Consider the following 21212-nt stretch of genomic DNA (forward strand, 5'->3'; position numbering starts at 1 on the left):
GAATCTTTAATTTTTTAAATCTTTTAATCGCAAGGTAACGGCATTTTTATGAGCCTGTAATCCTTCGGCTTCAGCCATTAATTCAATAGCTGGACCGATATTTTGAATACCTTTTGGACTTATTTTCTGAAAAGTCATTGATTTTAAAAAGCTATCCAGATTTACACCACTGTAATTCTTAGCATATCCATTCGTTGGTAACGTATGATTAGTTCCAGAAGCATAATCTCCTGCACTTTCTGGAGTATAATTTCCAATAAAGACAGAACCTGCATTTCCAATGTTGTTTACATAAAAGTCTTCATCTTTAGTACAAATGATAAAATGTTCTGGGCCATATTCATCGATTAGCTCTAATGCAACTGCATCATTTTCAACATAAATCAATTTAGAATTATCAATCGCTTTTTGAGCAATTTCTTTTCTTGGAAGAACTTCTAATTGTGTTTGGACTTCTTTTTCCACTTCGTCAATCAATTCCTTTGATGTTGAAACTAAAATTACCTGACTATCAGTCCCATGTTCTGCTTGAGATAATAAATCGGAGGCGATAAAAGCAGGAACTGCAGTATCATCAGCTACAATTAATAATTCAGAAGGTCCAGCTGGCATATCAATAGCAACACCAAATTGAGTTGCTAATTGCTTTGCTACTGTTACAAATTGATTTCCAGGACCAAATATTTTGTACACTTTTGGGATTAATTCAGTTCCAAAAGTCATTCCTGCAATGGCTTGAATACCTCCAACTTTTAATATTTTGGTCACTCCACATAAATAAGCAGCGTATAAAATAGCTGGATTTATGTTTCCTTGTTTGTCTGGTGGTGAACATAAAACAATTTCTCTACAACCTGCTAGTTTTGCAGGAACAGCTAACATTAATACCGTTGAAAATAAAGGTGCTGTTCCGCCTGGAATGTATAAGCCAATTTTTTGAATCGGTCTTTTTTCTTGCCAGCAGTTAACACCGTCAGTAGTTTCTACTGTGATTGGGTTTGTTTTTTGAGCAGCGTGAAACTTTTCAATATTTGATTTGGCTAATTGAATGGCATCTTTTAGCTCTTTTGAAATCATTGCAATTGCAGTTGCAATTTCCGTTTGTGAAACTTCTAACACAGGAACTGAAACTCCATCAAAAAGCGAAGTATATTTTGCAACAGCAAAGTCACCTTTTGATTGTACTTCTTTAAAGATTCCCTTAACAGTAGATTCAATATCATCAACTGTTTTAGTTGGTCTCTCTAAAATAGCTGACCAAGTTTCTGGTTTTGGATTGTATATTTTATTCATTGTTTTTAGTTTAAGGTTTCAAGTTTGCACTTAATACTTCTTACTTAATGCTTACGACTTAGTTATAGTACCATTTTCTCGATTGGACAAACTAGGATTCCTTCGGCTCCTACTTCTTTTAATTGGTCTATTACTTCCCAGAAAGTATCTTTGTCAATTACTGAGTGCACACTACTCCAACCTTCTTGTGCTAAAGGTAAAACCGTTAAACTTCTTAGAACTGGAAGGATTTTTCCAACTGCATCAATCTTATCATTTGGAACGTTCATCAAAATATATTTTGACTTTCTTGCTCTTAATACTGATTCGATTCTGAATTTTAAGGTGTTGATTATTTTTTGAGATTCAGGACTTACTTTTGGAGAAACCGCTAATACCGCTTCACTTTTAAAAATAACCTCAACCTCTTTTAAATTATTTTTAAAAAGAGTACTTCCGCTGGATACGATATCAACAATTGCATCTGCTAACCCTATGTTTGGTGCAATTTCTACTGAACCTGATATTTGGTGAATATCAACTGTTATTCCTTTAGAATTAAAATAATCAAGCACTGTGTTTGGATAAGAAGTAGCGATACGCATACCATCTAAATCCTTAACAGATTTGTAATTAAAAGCTTTAGGAACAGCTACAGATACTTTGCATTTTGAAAAACCTAATTTTTGAATTACTTCAATGTTTTTTCCTTTTTCAACCAATAAATTATCTCCAACAATAGCAATATCTACTACACCGTCGATTAGGTATTGAGGGATATCGGAATTTCGTAAATATAAAACCTCCAAAGGGAAATTAGAAGCTTCTGCTTTTAATTGATCTATTCCATTATCAATTGAGATTCCGGCGTCTTTTAGAATTTGAATGCTTTCTTCGTTTAAACGGCCAGATTTTTGAATTGCAATTTTAAGTGTACTCATTTTGTAGTTGTTTTGTTTGTAGTTTTTGAATTAATGTTTGAGTACAAAGAATAGGTAATAAAAAACCCGCTTGATGTACTCAAACGGGTTTAGACTATTGTGATTTACACGCATATCATTAACACATCGCTTGAGAGCAATTATGAGAATGATGATGATGTAATTGAATTGATAACATAACTTTATAAAATTAGATAACTCTTTGTTTCTTTTGCAAATATAGAGCATAAATTAATAATAATCCAATTTTTATTTTAACGTTTGGTCAAATATTTGTTAAATTAAAGTTTAGAAAATAATTAATATGCAAAACTGAAATAAAATAAAAACACCTAAGAGATATTGCTTTTTATTACAGTACCTAATAGGTGTTTTAAACCAACTTTAAAAATAATTACTATTAACTGCGACTAACTTAAAACTGGTTCTAAACAAGGTCCAGCTGCGACTAAGCGTTTTCCTTCTTCAGTGTCAGTGTATTGTTCAAAATTTTTGATGTAGCGAGCAGATAAATCTTTTGCTTTAGTTTCCCATTCTTCAACATCTTTATAGGTGTTTCTTGGGTCTAAAATTCCTTCACTAACATTTGTTAATGCTGTTGGAATAGTAAGGTTTAAAAATGGAACAGTCGTTGTTGCTACGGTATCGATCTCACTGTTAATAATTGCATCAATAATCGCTCTTGTGTTTTTAAGAGAAATTCTTTTCCCTGTTCCATTCCAACCTGTATTTACTAAGTATGCTTTTGCACCATGTTCTTTCATTTTTCCGATCAATGTTTTAGAATACATTGTTGGGTGTAATGTTAAGAAAGCTTCACCAAACGCTGGAGAGAAAGATGGTTCTGGAGTTGTAATTCCTCTTTCAGTTCCTGCTAATTTAGAAGTATATCCGCATAAAAAGTGGTATTGTGCTTGATCTTCATCTAAGATAGATACAGGAGGCAGTACTCCAAATGCATCTGCAGAAAGATAAATGATTTTTTTAGCATGCCCAGCTTTTGATGGCAATACAATCTTATTTATATGATAAATTGGGTAAGATACTCTTGAGTTTTCTGTAATTGAGTGATCGTAATAATCAATTTCGCCATATTCATCTACGATAACATTTTCTAATAAAGCATCTCTTTTGATAGCTCTCCAGATATCTGGTTCATTTTCTTCAGATAAGTCAATTACTTTAGCATAACAGCCACCTTCATAATTAAATACCCCATTGTTATCCCATCCGTGTTCGTCATCACCAATTAAATATCTTTTTGGATCTGCAGAAAGTGTAGTTTTTCCTGTTCCTGAAAGCCCGAAGAATACGGCAACGTCTCCTTTTTCGCCAACATTAGCAGAACAGTGCATAGATGCCATTCCTTTTAATGGTAAGTAGTAGTTCATCATAGAGAACATTCCTTTTTTCATCTCACCTCCGTACCAAGTGCCACCAATAATCTGAATTTTTTCGGTAAGGTTAAAAACTACAAAGTTTTCTGAGTTTAATCCTTGCTCTCTCCAATTTGGATTTATAGTTTTTGAACCGTTCATTACAATGAAATCTGGTTGTCCAAAGTTTTCCAATTCGTAATTTGATGGTCTGATAAACATATTAGTTACAAAGTGTGCCTGCCAAGCTACTTCCATTACAAAACGAACTTTAAGTCTTGTGTCTGCATTTGTTCCGCAAAATGCATCTACTACATATAGTTTTGGTGATGTAGAAAGTTGTTTTAAAACTAATCCTTTCAACTCATCATAAATTCCTTGAGTGGTTGGAAAATTTACTTTGTCATCCCAATAGATAGTATCTTTTGAAACTGCGTCTTTAACAATATATCTGTCTTTAGGTGAACGTCCTGTAAAAACACCAGTTTTTACGGCAACAGCACCTGTATCAGTTAAAGCACCTTTTTCATATCCTTTTCTTTTATTAGAAACTTCAGCTTTGAATAATTCTTCATAAGATGGATTATATACTACTTCGTGGTAGCCAGTAATACCTAAATTATGTAATTCCTGAATGATTTTGATGTTTTTCATAATGTGTGTATTTTATTATAATTTGATGTTTGATTTCTGTATCAAATTTACTTCGGATAGAAACAAAAAAAACTGATTTTTATCATGTTTTGAAGAAAAATATGCGCAAACGTTTTCGGTTTTAGTACTGTTTTACAAAGAGATAGGATTGTCTTTTTAAGTAATTGATTGTTGTGATGTCGTTTTAGTTTTTTATAGATAAAATAAATTAAAAACTGATTTTTCTGATATAAAGTTACCTAAAAAAATAATTCAGATATGTTATATTTTCATTAAAAAACGATTAGTATTGTTTTTTTTCTTTAAAATTTTGTGGGTGTTTTTTTTAATCTGAATTCGATTGTACTTAAATTATAAGGAGAGAAGGTCTGTCTTTCTCTTTGTACTCTTAGAATACTGTTTGAGCCTACATTTTGCTTCAAGTTGCCTCCAAAAGATATAGTAGCGCCTATCTAAACTATAGGCGAGCCTACCTTTCTGGTAGGCTCGCCTGCCTAAACTGTAAGTGTGCCTATCAAAGTTATTGGTTCGCCTATAAAAAACATAGGTAGACTTACAAAAACAATAGGTATATCTACCATATTGATAGGTGCTCCTTTCAAAACCAAAGGCTTACCACATTAATATTATACCGTACCTAAACAGTTAATAGGGATCTCCTTTAAAATCAAATGCAATAGCTTTAAAATAGTGAGGTGTTCCTATCGATTTTGAAGGTGATGCCTAACAAAACTAAAGGAGAACCTTTGAAAATTAAAGGAAAGCCTATCGAAAAAATAGGTTATGCGTAAGAAATTGAGAGGCGAGCCTTAATATTAGTATGGCTCGGTATTTTATCCAAAAATAAAACCAGACTCTTTTTAGATAGTCTGGTTTTATTATACCAATGAATTTATGTTTTAGTTCAAAATAGATACGGATTGCAGTCTGTGTCTTTATTAATATTGTAATCAGTGTTAGTATTCTAAAAGAGTTTTTAGTTCCTCCTCAAATCTAGCTTTAGGTAAATACTGATCCTCCAGTGCTTTTGTAAAAGGGATGGGAGAATCTAAACTTGCAACTCGTTTTACAGGAGCATCTAAGTATTCAAAACAATTTTCCATAATCAATGCCGAGATATCACTGGCAATACCACCAAATAGTGAGTCTTCTTGGTAAATAATTGCTTTTCCTGTTTTTTTAACGGATCTATAAATAGCTTCGGTATCTAAAGGCAGTAAGGTTCTTAAATCCAAAATATCAGCATCTATTTCGGGGTTTTTCTCTAATGTTTCTAAAGCCCAGTGGACAGCAGCCCCAAAAGAAATAATGGTTACGTTCTTCCCTTCTTTTAGTAAAGCAGCTTTTCCTAACGGAATGGTATAATAATCATTAGGAACATTTTGGGATAAACTTCGGTATAATTGCTTGTGTTCAAAGAAAAGCACTGGATTCGGGTCATTAATTGATGCATTCAATAAACCTTTTGCATCATAAGGAAACGCTGGATAGACTACTTTTAAACCTGGAGTTTTAGTAAACCAAGCTTCATTGGTTTGTGAATGAAAAGGCCCAGCTTGAGTACCACCACCACATGGCATCCGAACTACTACATCGGCTTTCTCTAACCATCGGTAGTGCGATTTGGCTAATAAATTAACTATCGGATTGAATCCCGTGGATACAAAATCGGCAAATTGCATTTCGACAATAGCTTTGTATCCATTGATAGACAATCCCATTGCTGTTGAAACCACTGCGCTTTCACAAATGGGAGTATTACGAACTCTTTCTTTACCAAATTGAGTTACAAAACCGTCAGTGATTTTAAATGCTCCGCCGTATTCGGCAATGTCTTGCCCCATGATAACCAATTTATCATGCCGTTCCATCGATTCGCGTAAACTATTGGTAATAGCATCTATAAAACGGATATTTTCGGTCTCAGAATTGGGTTGAAATTCTTCATGCTGATACGGTTTGTAAACATCGTTTAGTTCATCTTCGTAAGTTGGTGTTATTTCGGGTTCGGCATTACTCAAGGTCCAAGCTTCCTCAATTTCGTGTTTAATTTGGTTTTTTATAGCTTCATCATCTTCTAAGGTAAGAATATTGTTTAGATACAGATAGCTTCTGTAATTGTCTACAGGATCTTTCGTGGCCCATAAATTCATTAATTCTTGCGGAACGTATTTTGTACCACTTGCCTCTTCATGTCCCCGCATTCTAAATGTTTTGAATTCCAATAAAATTGGTCTGGGCTTTTCGATCATCGAAGCTTTTAGTTCTGTAACTAAATTAAAAACTTCCAAAATATTGTTACCATCTACAATATGACTTTCTATTCCGTATCCAATTCCTTTATCGGCTAGGTTTTTGCAACGGTATTGCTCGTTGGTTGGAGTCGATAATCCGTATCCGTTATTTTCGATTATAAATAGAACAGGTAAATCCCAAACTGCGGCTATGTTCAAAGCTTCATGAAAGTCACCTTCACTTGTGGCACCTTCACCGGTAAAGACAGCTGTTATTTTACCATTTTTTTCTAATGTATTGGCAAGTGCTATTCCGTCTGCAACCCCAAGCTGAGGTCCCAGATGCGAAATCATTCCGATAATTTTATAATCCTGTGTCCCAAAATGAAAGCTTCGGTCTCTTCCTTTGGTAAAACCATTGGCTTTACCTTGCCATTGCGAAAATAAGCGTTGCAATGGAATGTCTCTGCCTGTAAATACACCTAAATTACGGTGCATTGGCAGAATGTATTCGTCAGTATCTAAAGCGGCTGTAATTCCAACAGAAATGGCTTCTTGTCCTATTCCAGAGAACCATTTGGAGACTTTTCCTTGTCGAATGAGGATTAACATTTTTTCTTCTACCAGTCTTGGTTTCAGAATTCTTTTATAGAGGTCTAATAAAATTTCGTTGGTTAAATTTTTTTTATCAAAATTCATTTGTAATAGTTTTTATGGGTCTCTCAAAGATAAAATAATATAACAGTTCATTGTATTAAAGTTATATTATTTTAAAATGTGAATAATTTTTAAAAATACTTGTCTTTTTTATTCTTTATATTTGTAGTCATGAAGTTTTTTGACTTCTAAAGTATTAAATACAGACTAATATGCAAAACATTCCTAGTGTTGACTTGCGTGATTTCCTTTCGGACGACCCGAAACGTAAACAAAAATTTGTAAATGAAATCGGAAGTGCATTCGAAGATATAGGCTTCGTAGCGCTCAAAGGGCATTTTTTAAACGATCAATTAGTTGATGAGTTGTATGGTGAAATAAGAGAGTTCTTCTCATTGCCATTAGAAACCAAACACAGCTATGAAATTCCTAGAATTGGCGGACAAAGAGGCTATGTTTCTTTTGGAAAAGAGCATGCTAAAGGCCGTAAAGAAGGAGATTTAAAAGAGTTTTGGCACTTTGGACAATATGTAGACAAAGATTCTAGATATGCGTCTCAATATCCAGATAATGTTGAGGTAAAAGAATTACCACGCTTTAATGTTGTAGGTAAAGAAGCCTACCAAATGCTTGAAAAAACAGGTGTTTATGTGTTGAGAGCTTTGGCTTTGCACCTTGGATTGGATGAGTTCTATTTTGACGAATATGCCAAAGAAGGAAACTCAATTCTAAGACCTATTCACTATCCTCCTATTACATCTGAGCCTGAAAATGCTATTCGTGCAGCAGCGCACGGAGATATCAACTTGATAACTTTGTTAATGGGTGCTCAAGGGAAAGGTTTACAAGTTCAAAATCATGATGGAGAATGGATTGATGCGATTGCAGAACCAGATGAATTAGTAATTAATGTTGGTGATATGTTATCACGTCATACCAATAATAAACTAAAATCGACAATTCATCAAGTGGTTAATCCGCCTAGAGAATTATGGGGAACTTCACGTTATTCTATTCCATTTTTTATGCATCCGGTAAGCGATATGAAACTGGATTGTTTAGAAAATTGTATAGATGCCGAGAATTCTAAGAAATTCGAAGATATTACTGCAGGTGATTATTTATACGAACGTCTTGTGGATTTAGGTTTGATAAAAAAAGCCTAACTATCCGAAAGTAGAAATAAATTAAATTCCAAATATCAATAACTTTCATTGGTATTTGGAATTGTTTTTTAAATTTGGTTTAAAGAAATAAATTAGAAAAAATGGATTTACAGGATCAATTAAAAAATCTTTTTCCAGATCACGAAATGTCACCGGAAGAAGAAATTGAGGCAGCAGCGCATCAATTATACGTTCAAAAAGAACCTATGATTTGCAAATTCGAAAAAAGAAAAGGAAAAGCAACTACTGTAATCGAAGGTTACGAAGGATCTGACGAAGATTTTAAAATTTTAGCTAAAGAAATCAAGATCAAACTTAGTGTTGGCGGAACTTTTAAAGACGATTCTATTATTATTCAAGGTGATTACCGTGATAAAATAATGGTTATTTTAAAAGAAAAAGGCTTTAAGGTAAAAAGAGTTGGAGGATAATTTGGTTGACAGTTTTTAGTTGGCAGGCTTTAGTTTGCAGATATTTTTTTTTAACATTAAACAACTTTAAAACTTAAACAAATAAAACTTTAAACAAAAACAATGGCTATACAACAATCCGAATTAATACTCAATCCTGACGGAAGTGTGTATCATCTTAACTTGAAACCGGAGAATATTGCTTACGATATCATTTTTGTAGGTGACCAAGATAGAGTTTCAAAAATTACCAAGCAGTTTGATACTATTGAATTTTCTACGCAAAAAAGGGAATTCAAAACCGAAACAGGCATTTATAAAGGCAAACGATTAACAGTAATGTCAACTGGAATTGGTCCTGATAATATTGATATTGTCATTAATGAATTGGATGCTTTGGTTAATATTGATTTAGAAACAAGAAAACCAAAAGAGAAATTAACTTCTTTAAACATTATCCGAATAGGAACTTCTGGTTCTTTGCATGCAGATATTCCTGTGGACAGTTTTGTTATGTCAAAGTTTGCTATCGGACTCGATAATATGCTTCGCTCCTATTTGATCGATGAGGTTTCAAATGAAAAAATAGAAAACGCATTTATTGAACAAACTAATTGGGATTTACGAAAAGGAAGACCAACAGTTGTTTCTTGCTCTTCTGAACTAGCAAAAAGAATAGATAGTGATAAAATGCACAAAGGAATCACGGCAACAGCTGGTGGTTTTTACGGGCCTCAAGGACGTGTTTTGCGTTTAAACATTCAAGATGCCGAATTAAATTCAAAAATGGATAATTTCTCTTTTGAAGGAAACAGAATTACCAATCTTGAAATGGAAACATCAGCAATTTATGGGCTTTCGGCTCTTTTAGGACATCAGGCTTTGTCATTGAATGCTATTATAGCCAACAGAGCAAGGGGAACTTTTAGCAGTGATGCATATAAAGCCGTAGATGAATTGATTGAATATACTTTGGGAAAACTAGCTGAAAAATAAAAGATGGCAGAAACTCATTCAAAAATTTTGTTCAGATATCATAGTGATATTTTAGATGAAGAAGTAGTTGAAACGATGTGGTCTGAAATAATTGATCAAGAAAAAGGAATTTATAAATTAGATAATATTCCATTCTACGGGCCACTTATTGCGACAGATGATATTTTCTATGCCAAATATGATGAAACCGAAGATACTGTCGTTTATAAAGAAACAATTTCAATTTCTGGAAATTCAATAATTCAAGTTGTCATTTTAAAAGACAACTATAATAAAGAAATTATTAGAGAGAAACTCAAAGCAATGAATTGTGAGTCAGAAGGGCTAAATGAAAAGTTTTTTGCTGTTGAAATTAAGAAAGATGTTGATTATTCTGTTGTCAAAAGCTTTTTAAATGAATATTTCGAGTTGGAAATACTTGATTTTGCAGAACCTTGTTTGTCTAAAAAGCACAGTGATGATTTATTAAAATAACTACATTAATTTCCAACAAACTTATTCTTTAAGATGTTTTAAAAATGATGCAAATCTTTTTTTTAAATCTATATTTGCACTTCGAAAAAGACAACAATGAAAATAATTCTTACAGGGGCTACAGGAGTTTTGGGTTCGCATGTTATGTACGAAATTCTGGAACTGTTTATTAATCAAAATCAAAGTGCAAAACTGTTTATTATTGCCAGAAACAAAGGGAAAGCTAATGCGATAGATCGTGTTAATGAACTTCTGACAAGTGATTATACACCTTCCATTTTATTAAAAACCGGTTTAGAAAAACTTCATGAGTATATAGAAATTATAGATTCGGATTTAGCGAATCTTCAGGATACTTTTTCAGAAAAAATAAAAGGAGCTTATTTTATTCACTCTGCCGGATACGTGAATTTATCTACTGACGAGAAGCTAAAAAAGAAAATTTTTGATGAAAATGCCAAAATAACCCAATCGCTTTTCAAGACTTTTAACCCTTTTATCAAGAAATTCATTTACATAGGGACAGCATTTTCGTCTGGAATCCGAAAAGGATTAATAGATAATGATTTTCATAATCTTGGTTTTACTCCAAAGCATCGTAATGCGTATGAGGATGCCAAATTTCATTCAGAGAATTTCATCGCTCAGGAATGTAAAGCTTTAGGTTTGCCTTTTCAAATTTTGAGACCAAGTGTTATTGGTGGAAAAATGTTAGGAACCGAATGCCCTTATTTTATTCCAAAATACATGGTTTTTTATCTTTTAGCGAAATTCTTCCACTTTACATCCCAACGAAAAGGCGAGCAGGAAAACGTTCGCTTCATCATTAATGAGGAAACTGGTCTGAACATTATTCCAGTAGATTATGTTGCCAAAGTAATTGTAAACACCTTTGAACGCGATGACATCGAACAGCTAAATATTGTAAATGACAAAAGTTTCAATATTGTAAAAGGTCTACAGTTGATCATGAAAGAAGTAGGATATACAAACTTTACTTTAATCAAAAATCCACTCGATTTTAAATACAAAAACACCATAGAGAAATTGTATTACGAAAGTATTGGAAAGCATTTAAAGCCTTATTTTATTACCAATCCGAATGAATATGATACAACTTTGCTGAATTCAATTCTTGAAATTCCAAAGCTGGATAATGATGCTTTTTCAAACATGATTCGATATGCAATCTTGAATGATTTTAAGGATATCAATGTATAAAGTAGCTTAGTGACTAAGTTTCTAAGTTGCAAAGACAAGTAAAAAACTCAAAAACTTAGCATCTCAGAATCTTAGAAACTCTAAAAAAAAAAAGTACTTTTACAAAAAGCAATCTAGATTCCCTTTCGGGTATTATGACACAATTTAGCAAAACTAATTTTCAATCCGTAAAAGCCAAGTTTCAGTTAAAAAAACCTTGGGATAGATTTGTTATCTTTTTTTTAAGTGTCCTCATTACAATCCCTTTATTTGTAGTACTTCACCAAACATTAATTGACCCGCAATGGATTTTTGCTTTAGACAGGATTCTATTGTTTATTCTAGTTTTCGCTTCCGTTTACGCTCTTTTGTACATGTTAAGGACCATCATCATTATATGCTTAGCGCTCTATTTCTTGATGCTGATTTACGGAAGTTTATTTGGAAATTTCAGCTTTAATTCAGTTTTCGATGACTACAATTCCATGTTGTATTCCATGAACAACAATCCATTTCCTCAAGATATTATTATTGCAAAATTATTGCCTTTCCCTAATAAAAGTGAAATAATCAAAGCAATAGAGTATGAAAATCCAAAGGTTCGCAACTTTGCAATAATGGCTACAACGAAGCATTTCAAAGACGTAAAAGGCTATCCCGATTATCGAAATTTAATTCAGTGTTTTGCGGTTTTCAAAGAAATCAACAGCCGATGGCATTATGTAAACGATCCAAAAAACGGTGATTATATCGCCACAGCCCACGAATCCTTACTATATTTTTCAGGTGATTGTGATGATCATTCTATCTTGATGGCTGCGAGTATTAAATCGATTGGAGGCACACCAAGACTAATTCATACCAAAGGACATATCTATCCCGAAATCTTAATTGGAAGCATGAAAGATCTCGAAAAAGCAAATTTTCTGATTAAAAATGTATTATTTGTTGAGGAAAGTAAAAACAAGCAACTCAATTACCACATTGACGAACACAACCAAGTGTGGCTAAATCTCGATTACACCGCAAAATACCCAGGAGGCCCCTTTTTATCCGAGGAGATTTTAGGAGCTTTAACATTAGATTAAAATCATTTGGGCGTGCCACCATCCTGACAAATGGGCTAATTCTCTTTGCACATATTCGCCCATTTATCAGGATGCTGTCGGGCTTTACGCGCTACTTGGATAGCCTGCTTCAATCCCTCACGCGTGACCAGGAAACTGTTGAGGTAGTAACGAAATTACAGTCATAAATGGTAGATTTATTTTTCTAAATTTGTGAGTAAAGTTATAATTGAATTCTTGTCATTTGATATTCTAAACATTATGAAAATACAGATTTTGCTTTTAAGTTCTCTTCTCTTATTATCCTGTTCTCAAAAAGAAGAAATAAATACATTTCCTTTTGATGATTTTGTTTTTTCTTCTGCTGGTGAAAGCCATGATGATTCAATGAAATTTACAAAAAGTGACACTGTATATTTTCAGAAAAGATTTCCTGACCCCATAGAAAACTCCTATGCCATTTTAAAAACGGATGATAGAATTAAACTTAACAAATTGCTTCAACAAGTAAATTTTAAAAAATTTGATAGCGTTTATGAACAAGAAAATTTGCAAGATGGTGAAAGTTATCTTATCAATATCTCGAATAAAGGAAAAAACAAATGGATATATTTATATGGTCATGTAATTCCAAAGGAATTGGATGAGTTTATAGATTCTTTGGGTAATATAAAGGCTAAATTGAAGTTTTTACCAACGAACAAGATTGCAGATTTTGGTGATTTAAAGTATATTTTACCTCCACCGCCTCCACCCATGAAAATAGAATCAATTAAAAAATAATTTACCACTCTATTTCTGTTTCTCCATTCAATTTTAAATAAGCATTAGCTTGACTAAAATGTTTATTTCCGAACCATTTCCCCTGATTAGCACTCATAGGCGAAGGATGCCCTGATTCTAATACCAAATGTTTCGTTCTATCAATTTTAGCTCCTTTTTTTTGTGCAAAACTTCCCCAAAGCATGAAAACTACATTTTCTTTTTCTTCGGATATTTTTTGAATTACTGCATCAGTAAAAGTTCCCCATTTTAAGTGTTTATGACTATTTGGTGTGTCAATTCTAACAGAAAGGGAAGCATTTAAAAGCAATACTCCTTGTTTTGCCCAACGTTCCAGATTTCCTGATGTGGGCATAAAAATAGAATCCAAATCATCATTCAATTCTCTAAAAATATTACGTAATGATGGTGGAATTTTCACTGAATCATTCACTGAAAAAGACAAGCCATTCGCTTCACCAACTCCGTGATACGGGTCTTGACCAATAATAACCACTTTCACATCTTCAAAAGAACAATTATTAAAAGCCGAAAAAATTAATTTCTTTGGAGGAAAACAAATATGATTTTGATATTCTTCATCAAGGGCATCCATTAATTCTAAAAAATAAGGTTTCTTAATTTCGTCCGCTAAAATAGTTTGCCAAGATGGGTTGAGGTAAAGTTTCATACATATATTTTACCGCAAAGTTCGTAAAGTTTTCTCAAAGAGAACAAAGAAAATGGTTTTTGACTTTTTACTTTGTAACTTTGGGCTTTTACTTTGACTTTTGATATAAAAATGATATCCATTACCGAAAAAACATTACAAGACTTACAATTTCCTACGGTTCTCGAAACGATTTCCGAAATTTGTAATACCGATATAGGAAAACAAAAAGCTTTAGAAATAACTCCTTTTAGAGACAAAGAAACTTTGATGAGTGCTTTACTGCAAACTTCTGAGTATGTTTCTTCTTTTCAAAATAACAATGCAATCCCTAATCATGGTTTTGACGCTATAACTTACGAAATAAAGTTTCTAGCTATCGAAGACAGTTTTCTTGAAGTAGGTGGTTTTAGAAAAATTGCCACGATTTCAGAAACAACGAATGTACTTTTGGCATTTCTGAATAAATTCAATGATTATTATCCAAACCTTTGCGCTAAGAGCTCAGGCATTCAACTCACCAAAGAAATTATCACACTTGTAGATGCTGTAGCCGATAAATACGGAGAGATTAAGGATAATGCTTCTCCCCGATTACAGGAAATACGACGTGAAATGAATTTAGTTCGTGGGAAGGTAAATCAGAGTTTTGCTTCCGCCTTGACGCAATACAATAGTTTGGGTTATTTGGATGATATCAAAGAGAGTTTTGTTCAAAATCGCCGTGTTTTAGCGGTTTTAGCGATGTATAGACGCAAAGTTAAAGGTTCTATTTTAGGAAGTTCAAAAACAGGAAGTATAGCTTACATCGAACCTGAAAACACGCTGAAATATTCTCGTGAATTAGCTAATTTAGAATATGAGGAAAAAGAAGAAATTACCAAAATTCTAAAACAATTATCAAACGCTGTTCGTCCATTTTTACCTTTGCTGATTCAATATCAGGATTTTCTAAGCGATATTGATGTAATTGCTTCCAAAGCAAAATATGCTAACCGAATAAATGGAATTTTACCAACCATTACAGAGGAACGTCGTCTTTATTTTAGAGATGCCTATCATCCTATTTTGTATTTGAATAACAAAAAAAAAAAGGAAATTACGCATCCACAAACAATCGAATTAAGTCAGGAAAATAGAATAATTGTTATCTCTGGTCCAAATGCTGGAGGTAAAACTATCTCGATGAAGACAGTTGGTTTACTTCAATTGATGTTACAATCGGGAATGTTGATTCCGGTTCATGAGCGCAGTGAAACCTTTCTTTTTGATAGAATATTAACAGATATTGGAGATAATCAATCTATTGAAAATCACCTAAGTACTTATAGTTACCGCTTGAAGAACATGAACTACTTCTTGAAAAAGTGCAACAAGAAAACCATGTTCTTAATTGATGAATTTGGTACAGGTTCTGACCCCGAGTTAGGTGGAGCTTTGGCCGAAATTTTCTTAGAGGAGTTTTATCATAGAGAAGCTTTCGGATTGATTACTACCCATTATTCGAACCTTAAAATTTTGGCTAATGAACTACCTCACGCTACAAATGCTAATATGCTTTTTGATGAGAAATCATTAGAACCAATGTATAAATTAGCTTTGGGACAAGCAGGAAGTTCTTTTACGTTTGAAGTTGCCTTAAAAAACGGAATTCCATTTAGTTTAATCAACCGTGCCAAAAAGAAAATTGAAGTTGGTAAAGTTCGTTTTGACAAAACCATTGCTACACTCCAAAAAGAACGTTCTAAACTCGAGAAAACATCTTTAAATCTGAAAGAAGAAGAAACTCGAGCACGTGAGGAAGGTAAGAAAATGGAAAATATCAACGTCAAAATCAAGCAAAAGCTAGAAAGCTATCAAGAATTGTATGATGATAACCAAAAGACGATTTATATTGGACAAAAGATTGAAGATATAGCTGAGAAATATTTCAACAATAAAAACAAAAAAGATCTTATCGGTGAGTTTTTGAAAATTGTAGAAATAGAAAATTCAAAACGCAAAAAAGCTACTCCTAAAGAGGTTAAAGCTAAAGTTGAGCTGAAAAAAGAAATCATCAAAGAAGTTGAAATCAAGGTTGAGGAAATTCGAGTTGAAAAGAAAGAGAAGAAACTAAAACCTGTTATTGAGAAGCCTAGACCAATTTTAAAAGTCGGTGACCGTGTACGAATGTTAGATGGAAAATCAGTGGGAAGTATTGATTCTATTGAAAAAAACAAAGCAACAGTTAATTATGGAATTTTCACTTCAAAAGTAAGTTTAGATGAGTTGGAATTTGTTGAAGCTGGTAAGAAGTAAAATTGGTACACGGATGACACAGATGTAACGGATTAAACACAGATTTTTTATTGTTATTTATAAAATCCGTGTAAATCAGTTTAGTCCTTATAATCTGTGATCTAATTGACTAAGTTTGTTTTTCCTTATAATGAAAGAAACGATGCTAAACCTTCCTCAAAATAAAAAAATAATCCTTTTTGACGGCGTTTGCAATTTATGCAATTCGGCGGTTCAATTCGTTATTCGACATGATTCAAAAGATGCGTTTAGATTTGTGGCTTTACAATCTGAATTAGGAATACAAATCCTAAATCATATTGGAGTTAATCCAAAGAAAACAGATAGCATAATTTTGTACGAACCCGGAGTTGCTTATTATTACAAATCACAAGCGGCTATTCAAATTTCCAAGAATCTTGGAGGGTTTTGGCATTTGGTAACTATATTCAGAATTATACCAACTGGAATTAGTAATTATATTTACGATTACATTGCTCAGAATAGATATAAGTGGTATGGTAAAAAAGAAAGCTGTATGATTCCAACACCTGAATTAAAAATAAAATTTTTAGAATAATTCGATTTCATGATAAATGTCATTTATTTAGCAGGATTGTTGCTGTAAATTTGACATATCTTAAAAGTTAATTTTTATTAGAAGAAGTTTATAGAAGACCGTACATTCATAGTTGTTTTCGAGTTGGTAATTATTGGTTTAAACGAGAACTGTGTTTTTTAAAATTAATTCTAATAAAGAGAAATGATTAGTTTTTTTTGTCTAAAATGAAAAAGGGTGCCTTTCTGTGAGCATCCTTTTTTTATTTTAAGATATTTGAAACGAATGCCTTGTAATGAAACCAAATGCCCTAGCCCTGATAGAAGTGAAAATCCTTTTTGTTTTTCCTTTAAAAATAAAAAAATTGTAACGGATAGCAGGAAATAGTTACAGGAAAGTAATCAATAAAAAAGCCTCAAACTATTAGATAATTTGAGGCTTTCCAGTTATTTAAAATTAATTATTATCTAATTAATTTTCTGTATTTCAAACGTTTTGGGGTTAAATCACCACCTAAACGTTTCTTTTTGTTTTCTTCATATTCAGAGAAACCTCCTTCGAAATAGTATACTTCAGAATCTCCTTCGAAAGCTAGAATGTGCGTACAAATTCTATCTAAGAACCATCTGTCGTGCGAAATCACTACAGCACAACCTGCGAAATTCTCTAAACCTTCTTCTAATGCACGAAGTGTGTTTACGTCCAAGTCATTTGTTGGCTCATCCAGTAGCAATACGTTTCCTTCTTCTTTCAAAGTCATTGCTAAGTGCAAACGGTTACGTTCTCCACCTGAAAGCGCTGAAACTTTTTTGTTTTGCTCACCACCACCAAAATTAAAACGAGATAAATAAGCTCTTGAATTGACTTGTTTTCCGCCCATCATAATCAATTCCTGTCCGTCTGCGAAGTTTTCCCAGATTGATTTATTCGGATCGATATTAGAATGTGATTGATCTACGTAAGCGATTTTTACAGTTTCACCAACAGAGAATTCTCCGCTATCTGTTTCCTGCTCACCCATAATCATTCTGAAAATAGTCGATTTACCAGCACCATTTGGTCCGATAATCCCAACAATTCCAGCTTGAGGCAAAGTAAAATTCAAGTTGTCATACAATAATTTATCACCAAAAGCTTTGGCTACATTTTTAGCTTCGATAACATTTGTACCTAACCGTGGACCGTTTGGAATGTAGATTTCCAAGTTTTCATCCAATTGTTTTTGGTCTTCATTTAATAATTTATCGTAGTTCTGTAAACGTGCTTTTTGCTTCGTTTGACGGCCTTTAGCTCCTTGACGAACCCAGTCCAACTCACGCTCTAAATTTTTACGACGTTTTGAAGCTACTTTTTCTTCCAATGCCATTCTGCTCGATTTTTGATCCAACCAAGAAGAATAATTTCCTTTCCACGGAATACCTTCTCCTCTATCCAATTCCAAAATCCAGCCTGCAACATTATCAAGGAAATATCTATCGTGCGTTACAGCAATTACAGTTCCAGCATATTGTGCCAAGTGTTGCTCTAACCAAAGAACAGACTCCGCATCCAAGTGGTTGGTTGGTTCATCCAAAAGCAAAACGTCAGGTTGTTGCAACAACAAACGACATAAAGCTACACGACGGCGCTCTCCACCAGAAAGGTTTTTGATAGGTGTATCACCATCTGGAGTACGCAAAGCATCCATGGCGATTTCTAATTTGGTATCTATTTCCCAAGCTCCCAATGCATCGATTTTGTCTTGTAAAGCTGCTTGACGATCCATCAACTTGTCCATCTTATCTGGATCTGAATAGTTTTCTTCAAGACCAAATAAATCGTTAATGCTATTATATTCTGCCAAAACAGCCATAGTTTCTGCAGCACCTTCTTGAACAATTTCTAAAACAGTTTTAGAATCATCCAAAATTGGCTCTTGCTCCAAATAACCAACAGTATATCCAGGTTGAAAAACAACATCACCTTGGTAGTTTTTATCAACTCCAGCAATAATTTTTAAAAGAGAAGATTTACCTGAACCATTCAAACCTAAAATACCAATTTTGGCTCCGTAAAAGAAACTTAAATAGATATTTTTAAGAACAGGTTTGTCTGCTCCTTGATAGGTTTTACTCAATTTTTGCATTGAGAAAATTACTTTTTTATCGTCTGACATAATTTTTGTTTAAAGTTTTATTTGTTTAAAGTTGTTAAAAAAAACAACTCATGACTATTCATTTTTACACTCTTCCTTTCAAAGCGTTAAATACCCAAGCATTGGCTAAAAATCCTACTCCAACTGCAGCAAATCCCCAGCCAGAAACATCTCTGTATTTAAAAAAGCCCAACCCTATTAGTAATAATCCCATTAGTATCATTATAAAGGTTGCCCATCCTAAAATAGTATTTTTATTCATTCCCATAATTGTAGTATTTGTTTTTAGAAAGGTGCAAATATCGGGATTTTTTGTTAAATTTTTAAATTAAAATAGTTAATCCTGATACAAAATTACTGCGCTTCTGCTTGGAATGGTAATAATTTGATTTTTAATATTCAATATTCCCTTTTGATTGATAATTTCTCCATTGCAGATCATTTTCCAATTGCCTTTTATAGGCTGTTTTGAATCTTTTTCATCACCATTAAAATAGACTCTGATATTCTTCCAAGAATCTCCATTTGCATGATTTTTCAAGGTATATCCAACCAATAGTGGCGAATCTAAAGTTAGGAATTCCAAATGCTCTTGAATCATCTTTTCTGTTGGCATTTTGAAAGCTGGATGTTTTTTTCTTAAAGCAATCAAGTTTTCATAATATTGAACTAATGCTGCGTTCTCATGTTTCCAGTTCCAATCAATTTTATTGATACTGTCTGGTGCGTTGTATGAGTTTTCAACTCCCATTTTGCTACGTTTCATTTCTACGCCATTATGCAAAAAAGGAATGCTTTGGGACGTTAAAATAATGGTATTGGCTAGTTTGTCCATTTGTACCAACTCTTTTTCAGTTGCTTTAGGATTTGCTATTTTTAATTTGTCATACAATGTGTTGTTGTCGTGACAGGAAACGTATCCAATAACTTTTGTGGGACTATCAGAATATGGAAATTGAGCATAACCTCTTTTGGAATCGTATTTAATTTGAGGATGATTCGTTGAAGCTACAATTCCAAATTGAATTACTTCTTTGTAATTTGGATTTCCACTTACAAAACCTTTTTCAGTAACATTAGCCCAATGGCCTTTCACGCCATCTCTTATATCATCAGAGAAAACAGCAATATCATTTAGTTTTTTGACATTGTTTTTTAAAGCTCTCTTTTCTATAGGCAAAGGTGAATCTCCAGCAGTCCATCCTTCTCCATAAAGGAAAATAGTTTTGTCAAGTTTTTTTAGTTCTTTTGAAATGATATTCATTGTTTCAATGTCATGAACCGCCATTAAGTCAAACCGAAAGCCATCAACATGGTATTCTTTAACCCAATATTTAAGAGATTCTAACATAAATTGTCTTGCCATAATTCGGTCTGAGGCAAATTCATTTCCGCAAGCTGTCGCATCCGAACGTTTACCATTGGGCCATGATCTATAATAATAACCGGGAACTAATTGGTCAAAAATATCTGTAGAACTCGTATGGTTGTAAACAACATCCATAATTAATCGAATTTTAGCTTCATGCAATGCCAAAATCATTTGTTTGTATTCTTTTATTCTTACTAAACCATCAAAAGGGTTTGTTGAGTAAGAGCCTTCTAAAGAATTGTAATTCTGTGGATCATACCCCCAATTGTATTGCTTTTTATCTAACTGAGATTCATCAACGGATTTATAATCAAATACAGGAAGGAGATGTAAATGTGTAATACCTAATTCTTGTAGATGGTCTAACCCGGTAGCTTCTCCAAAAGCATTTTTGGTATTTTTCTCTGTTAAGCCTAGAAATTTTCCTTTGTTTTTTATTCCAGAAGAAGGATCGATTGAAAAATCCCGTACATGCGCTTCGTATAGGATAATGTCCGAAGCAGATTTTAACAGAGGTTGTTTATCTGTATTCCAATTTTTAGGATCAGTTAGTTTAGGGTCGAATATTAATCCTCTGTTTCCGTTAACGCCTACTCCTTTTGCATAAGGATCTGGCATTTCTTTTGACCAATTTCCATTGGTGTATTTTACTTGTAAAGTATAATAAGTGTTGTGATAATTGCCATCTAAAACAATTTCCCAAACACCTGTTGTAGAATCATAATCAAGGTTTTTTGTTAAAAACACTTCTCCTCCATCACCTTTTTTGTAAAGATTGATTTTTGTTTCCACAACATTAGGGCTCCATAATCTGATAGTTGTCTTATTAGCGGTGTAGCTTACACCTAAATCATCTTTTAAATAAACAGGATAAGTATCAAAAGAGCTGTATTGAATAGTGTTTATTTTAGAATCTTGTGCCATAGCAAAATTTACAATAAGTAGAAAAACTGTTAAGCAACTCAATTTTTTAGTGGAAATAAACATTGTA

At 33.1% G+C, this 21212-nt stretch carries 17 protein-coding genes; 9 read left to right on the plus strand and 8 right to left on the minus strand.

Going from position 1 to position 21212, the window contains the following annotated elements; translation table 11 throughout:
• Window positions 1-6 precede the first annotated feature (6 nt).
• The 4 genes from hisD to CLU82_RS18830 form a co-directional block, all read right to left on the minus strand.
• Window positions 7-1293, minus strand: coding sequence for a histidinol dehydrogenase (gene hisD / locus CLU82_RS18815; protein WP_100844547.1), 1287 nt, complete (start codon window positions 1291-1293; stop codon window positions 7-9).
• A gap of 62 nt (window positions 1294-1355) precedes the next feature.
• Entirely contained in the window at window positions 1356-2213 is an 858-nt protein-coding gene (gene hisG, locus CLU82_RS18820; RefSeq protein WP_100844548.1) for an ATP phosphoribosyltransferase, read from the minus strand.
• 410 nt (window positions 2214-2623) lie between these two features.
• The gene (gene pckA, locus CLU82_RS18825; protein ID WP_100844549.1) at window positions 2624-4243 is read right to left on the minus strand and encodes a phosphoenolpyruvate carboxykinase (ATP); all 1620 of its coding nucleotides are present in this window, start codon (window positions 4241-4243) and stop codon (window positions 2624-2626) included.
• A 956-nt stretch (window positions 4244-5199) separates the two neighbouring features.
• Window positions 5200-7176 (minus strand): thiamine pyrophosphate-dependent enzyme, encoded by a 1977-nt coding sequence (locus CLU82_RS18830; protein WP_100844550.1) that lies wholly within the window; start codon window positions 7174-7176, stop codon window positions 5200-5202.
• A gap of 170 nt (window positions 7177-7346) precedes the next feature.
• On the opposite strand from CLU82_RS18830, the gene CLU82_RS18835 reads away from it, so the two are divergent.
• The 7 genes from CLU82_RS18835 to CLU82_RS18865 all read left to right on the plus strand — a co-directional run bounded on the left by CLU82_RS18835 (window position 7347) and on the right by CLU82_RS18865 (window position 13230).
• Window positions 7347-8300: an isopenicillin N synthase family oxygenase gene (locus CLU82_RS18835; protein ID WP_100844551.1), complete on the plus strand. Its 954-nt coding sequence runs from the start codon at window positions 7347-7349 to the stop codon at window positions 8298-8300.
• A gap of 101 nt (window positions 8301-8401) precedes the next feature.
• Window positions 8402-8731: a translation initiation factor gene (locus CLU82_RS18840; protein WP_100844552.1), complete on the plus strand. Its 330-nt coding sequence runs from the start codon at window positions 8402-8404 to the stop codon at window positions 8729-8731.
• Window positions 8732-8833: 102 nt separating this feature from the next.
• The gene (locus CLU82_RS18845; protein WP_100844553.1) at window positions 8834-9706 is read left to right on the plus strand and encodes a nucleoside phosphorylase; all 873 of its coding nucleotides are present in this window, start codon (window positions 8834-8836) and stop codon (window positions 9704-9706) included.
• Between the two features lie 3 nt (window positions 9707-9709).
• Window positions 9710-10180 carry a DUF4265 domain-containing protein gene (locus CLU82_RS18850; RefSeq protein ID WP_100844554.1) on the plus strand — a complete coding sequence of 157 codons (471 nt, stop codon included), beginning with the start codon at window positions 9710-9712 and terminating at the stop codon, window positions 10178-10180.
• 96 nt (window positions 10181-10276) lie between these two features.
• Window positions 10277-11401, plus strand: coding sequence for an SDR family oxidoreductase (locus tag CLU82_RS18855; protein ID WP_100844555.1), 1125 nt, complete (start codon window positions 10277-10279; stop codon window positions 11399-11401).
• 134 nt (window positions 11402-11535) lie between these two features.
• A complete protein-coding gene (locus CLU82_RS18860) occupies window positions 11536-12468 on the plus strand; it encodes a transglutaminase (protein ID WP_100844556.1) in 933 nt (310 codons plus the stop codon).
• A 240-nt stretch (window positions 12469-12708) separates the two neighbouring features.
• Window positions 12709-13230, plus strand: coding sequence for a hypothetical protein (locus tag CLU82_RS18865; protein WP_100844557.1), 522 nt, complete (start codon window positions 12709-12711; stop codon window positions 13228-13230).
• A 1-nt stretch (window position 13231) separates the two neighbouring features.
• Here CLU82_RS18865 and ung read toward each other — a convergent pair whose 3' ends face one another.
• Window positions 13232-13900, minus strand: coding sequence for a uracil-DNA glycosylase (gene ung, locus CLU82_RS18870; protein ID WP_100844558.1), 669 nt, complete (start codon window positions 13898-13900; stop codon window positions 13232-13234).
• 111 nt (window positions 13901-14011) lie between these two features.
• Between ung and CLU82_RS18875 the strand changes: the two genes are divergently transcribed.
• A complete protein-coding gene (locus CLU82_RS18875) occupies window positions 14012-16177 on the plus strand; it encodes a DNA mismatch repair protein MutS (protein ID WP_100844559.1) in 2166 nt (721 codons plus the stop codon).
• 142 nt (window positions 16178-16319) lie between these two features.
• Window positions 16320-16736: a thiol-disulfide oxidoreductase DCC family protein gene (locus CLU82_RS18880; RefSeq protein WP_100845079.1), complete on the plus strand. Its 417-nt coding sequence runs from the start codon at window positions 16320-16322 to the stop codon at window positions 16734-16736.
• Between the two features lie 442 nt (window positions 16737-17178).
• Here CLU82_RS18880 and ettA read toward each other — a convergent pair whose 3' ends face one another.
• The 3 genes from ettA to pulA form a co-directional block, all read right to left on the minus strand.
• Complete coding sequence (ettA, locus tag CLU82_RS18885) at window positions 17179-18870, minus strand: energy-dependent translational throttle protein EttA (RefSeq protein WP_100844560.1); 1692 nt, start codon at window positions 18868-18870, stop codon at window positions 17179-17181.
• A 64-nt stretch (window positions 18871-18934) separates the two neighbouring features.
• Window positions 18935-19117 (minus strand): CAL67264 family membrane protein, encoded by a 183-nt coding sequence (locus CLU82_RS18890; protein ID WP_100844561.1) that lies wholly within the window; start codon window positions 19115-19117, stop codon window positions 18935-18937.
• Between the two features lie 69 nt (window positions 19118-19186).
• Window positions 19187-21208: a type I pullulanase gene (gene pulA / locus CLU82_RS18895; protein WP_232735274.1), complete on the minus strand. Its 2022-nt coding sequence runs from the start codon at window positions 21206-21208 to the stop codon at window positions 19187-19189.
• Window positions 21209-21212: the final 4 nt, after the last annotated feature.

Origin of the sequence: Flavobacterium sp. 5, assembly GCF_002813295.1 — a bacterium.
Lineage (GTDB): Bacteria > Bacteroidota > Bacteroidia > Flavobacteriales > Flavobacteriaceae > Flavobacterium.

Coding starts and splice junctions, on each gene's coding strand:
- CLU82_RS18890 (WP_100844561.1), bottom strand. CDS start 19,117: ATGGGAATGAATAAAAATACTATTTTAGGATGGGCAACCTTTATAATG.
- pulA (WP_232735274.1), bottom strand. CDS start 21,208: ATGTTTATTTCCACTAAAAAATTGAGTTGCTTAACAGTTTTTCTACTT.
- hisD (WP_100844547.1), bottom strand. CDS start 1,293: ATGAATAAAATATACAATCCAAAACCAGAAACTTGGTCAGCTATTTTA.
- CLU82_RS18840 (WP_100844552.1), top strand. CDS start 8,402: ATGGATTTACAGGATCAATTAAAAAATCTTTTTCCAGATCACGAAATG.
- CLU82_RS18860 (WP_100844556.1), top strand. CDS start 11,536: ATGACACAATTTAGCAAAACTAATTTTCAATCCGTAAAAGCCAAGTTT.
- CLU82_RS18830 (WP_100844550.1), bottom strand. CDS start 7,176: ATGAATTTTGATAAAAAAAATTTAACCAACGAAATTTTATTAGACCTC.
- CLU82_RS18845 (WP_100844553.1), top strand. CDS start 8,834: ATGGCTATACAACAATCCGAATTAATACTCAATCCTGACGGAAGTGTG.
- CLU82_RS18865 (WP_100844557.1), top strand. CDS start 12,709: ATGAAAATACAGATTTTGCTTTTAAGTTCTCTTCTCTTATTATCCTGT.
- CLU82_RS18875 (WP_100844559.1), top strand. CDS start 14,012: ATGATATCCATTACCGAAAAAACATTACAAGACTTACAATTTCCTACG.
- hisG (WP_100844548.1), bottom strand. CDS start 2,213: ATGAGTACACTTAAAATTGCAATTCAAAAATCTGGCCGTTTAAACGAA.
- ung (WP_100844558.1), bottom strand. CDS start 13,900: ATGAAACTTTACCTCAACCCATCTTGGCAAACTATTTTAGCGGACGAA.
- CLU82_RS18880 (WP_100845079.1), top strand. CDS start 16,320: ATGCTAAACCTTCCTCAAAATAAAAAAATAATCCTTTTTGACGGCGTT.
- CLU82_RS18855 (WP_100844555.1), top strand. CDS start 10,277: ATGAAAATAATTCTTACAGGGGCTACAGGAGTTTTGGGTTCGCATGTT.
- CLU82_RS18835 (WP_100844551.1), top strand. CDS start 7,347: ATGCAAAACATTCCTAGTGTTGACTTGCGTGATTTCCTTTCGGACGAC.
- pckA (WP_100844549.1), bottom strand. CDS start 4,243: ATGAAAAACATCAAAATCATTCAGGAATTACATAATTTAGGTATTACT.
- ettA (WP_100844560.1), bottom strand. CDS start 18,870: ATGTCAGACGATAAAAAAGTAATTTTCTCAATGCAAAAATTGAGTAAA.
- CLU82_RS18850 (WP_100844554.1), top strand. CDS start 9,710: ATGGCAGAAACTCATTCAAAAATTTTGTTCAGATATCATAGTGATATT.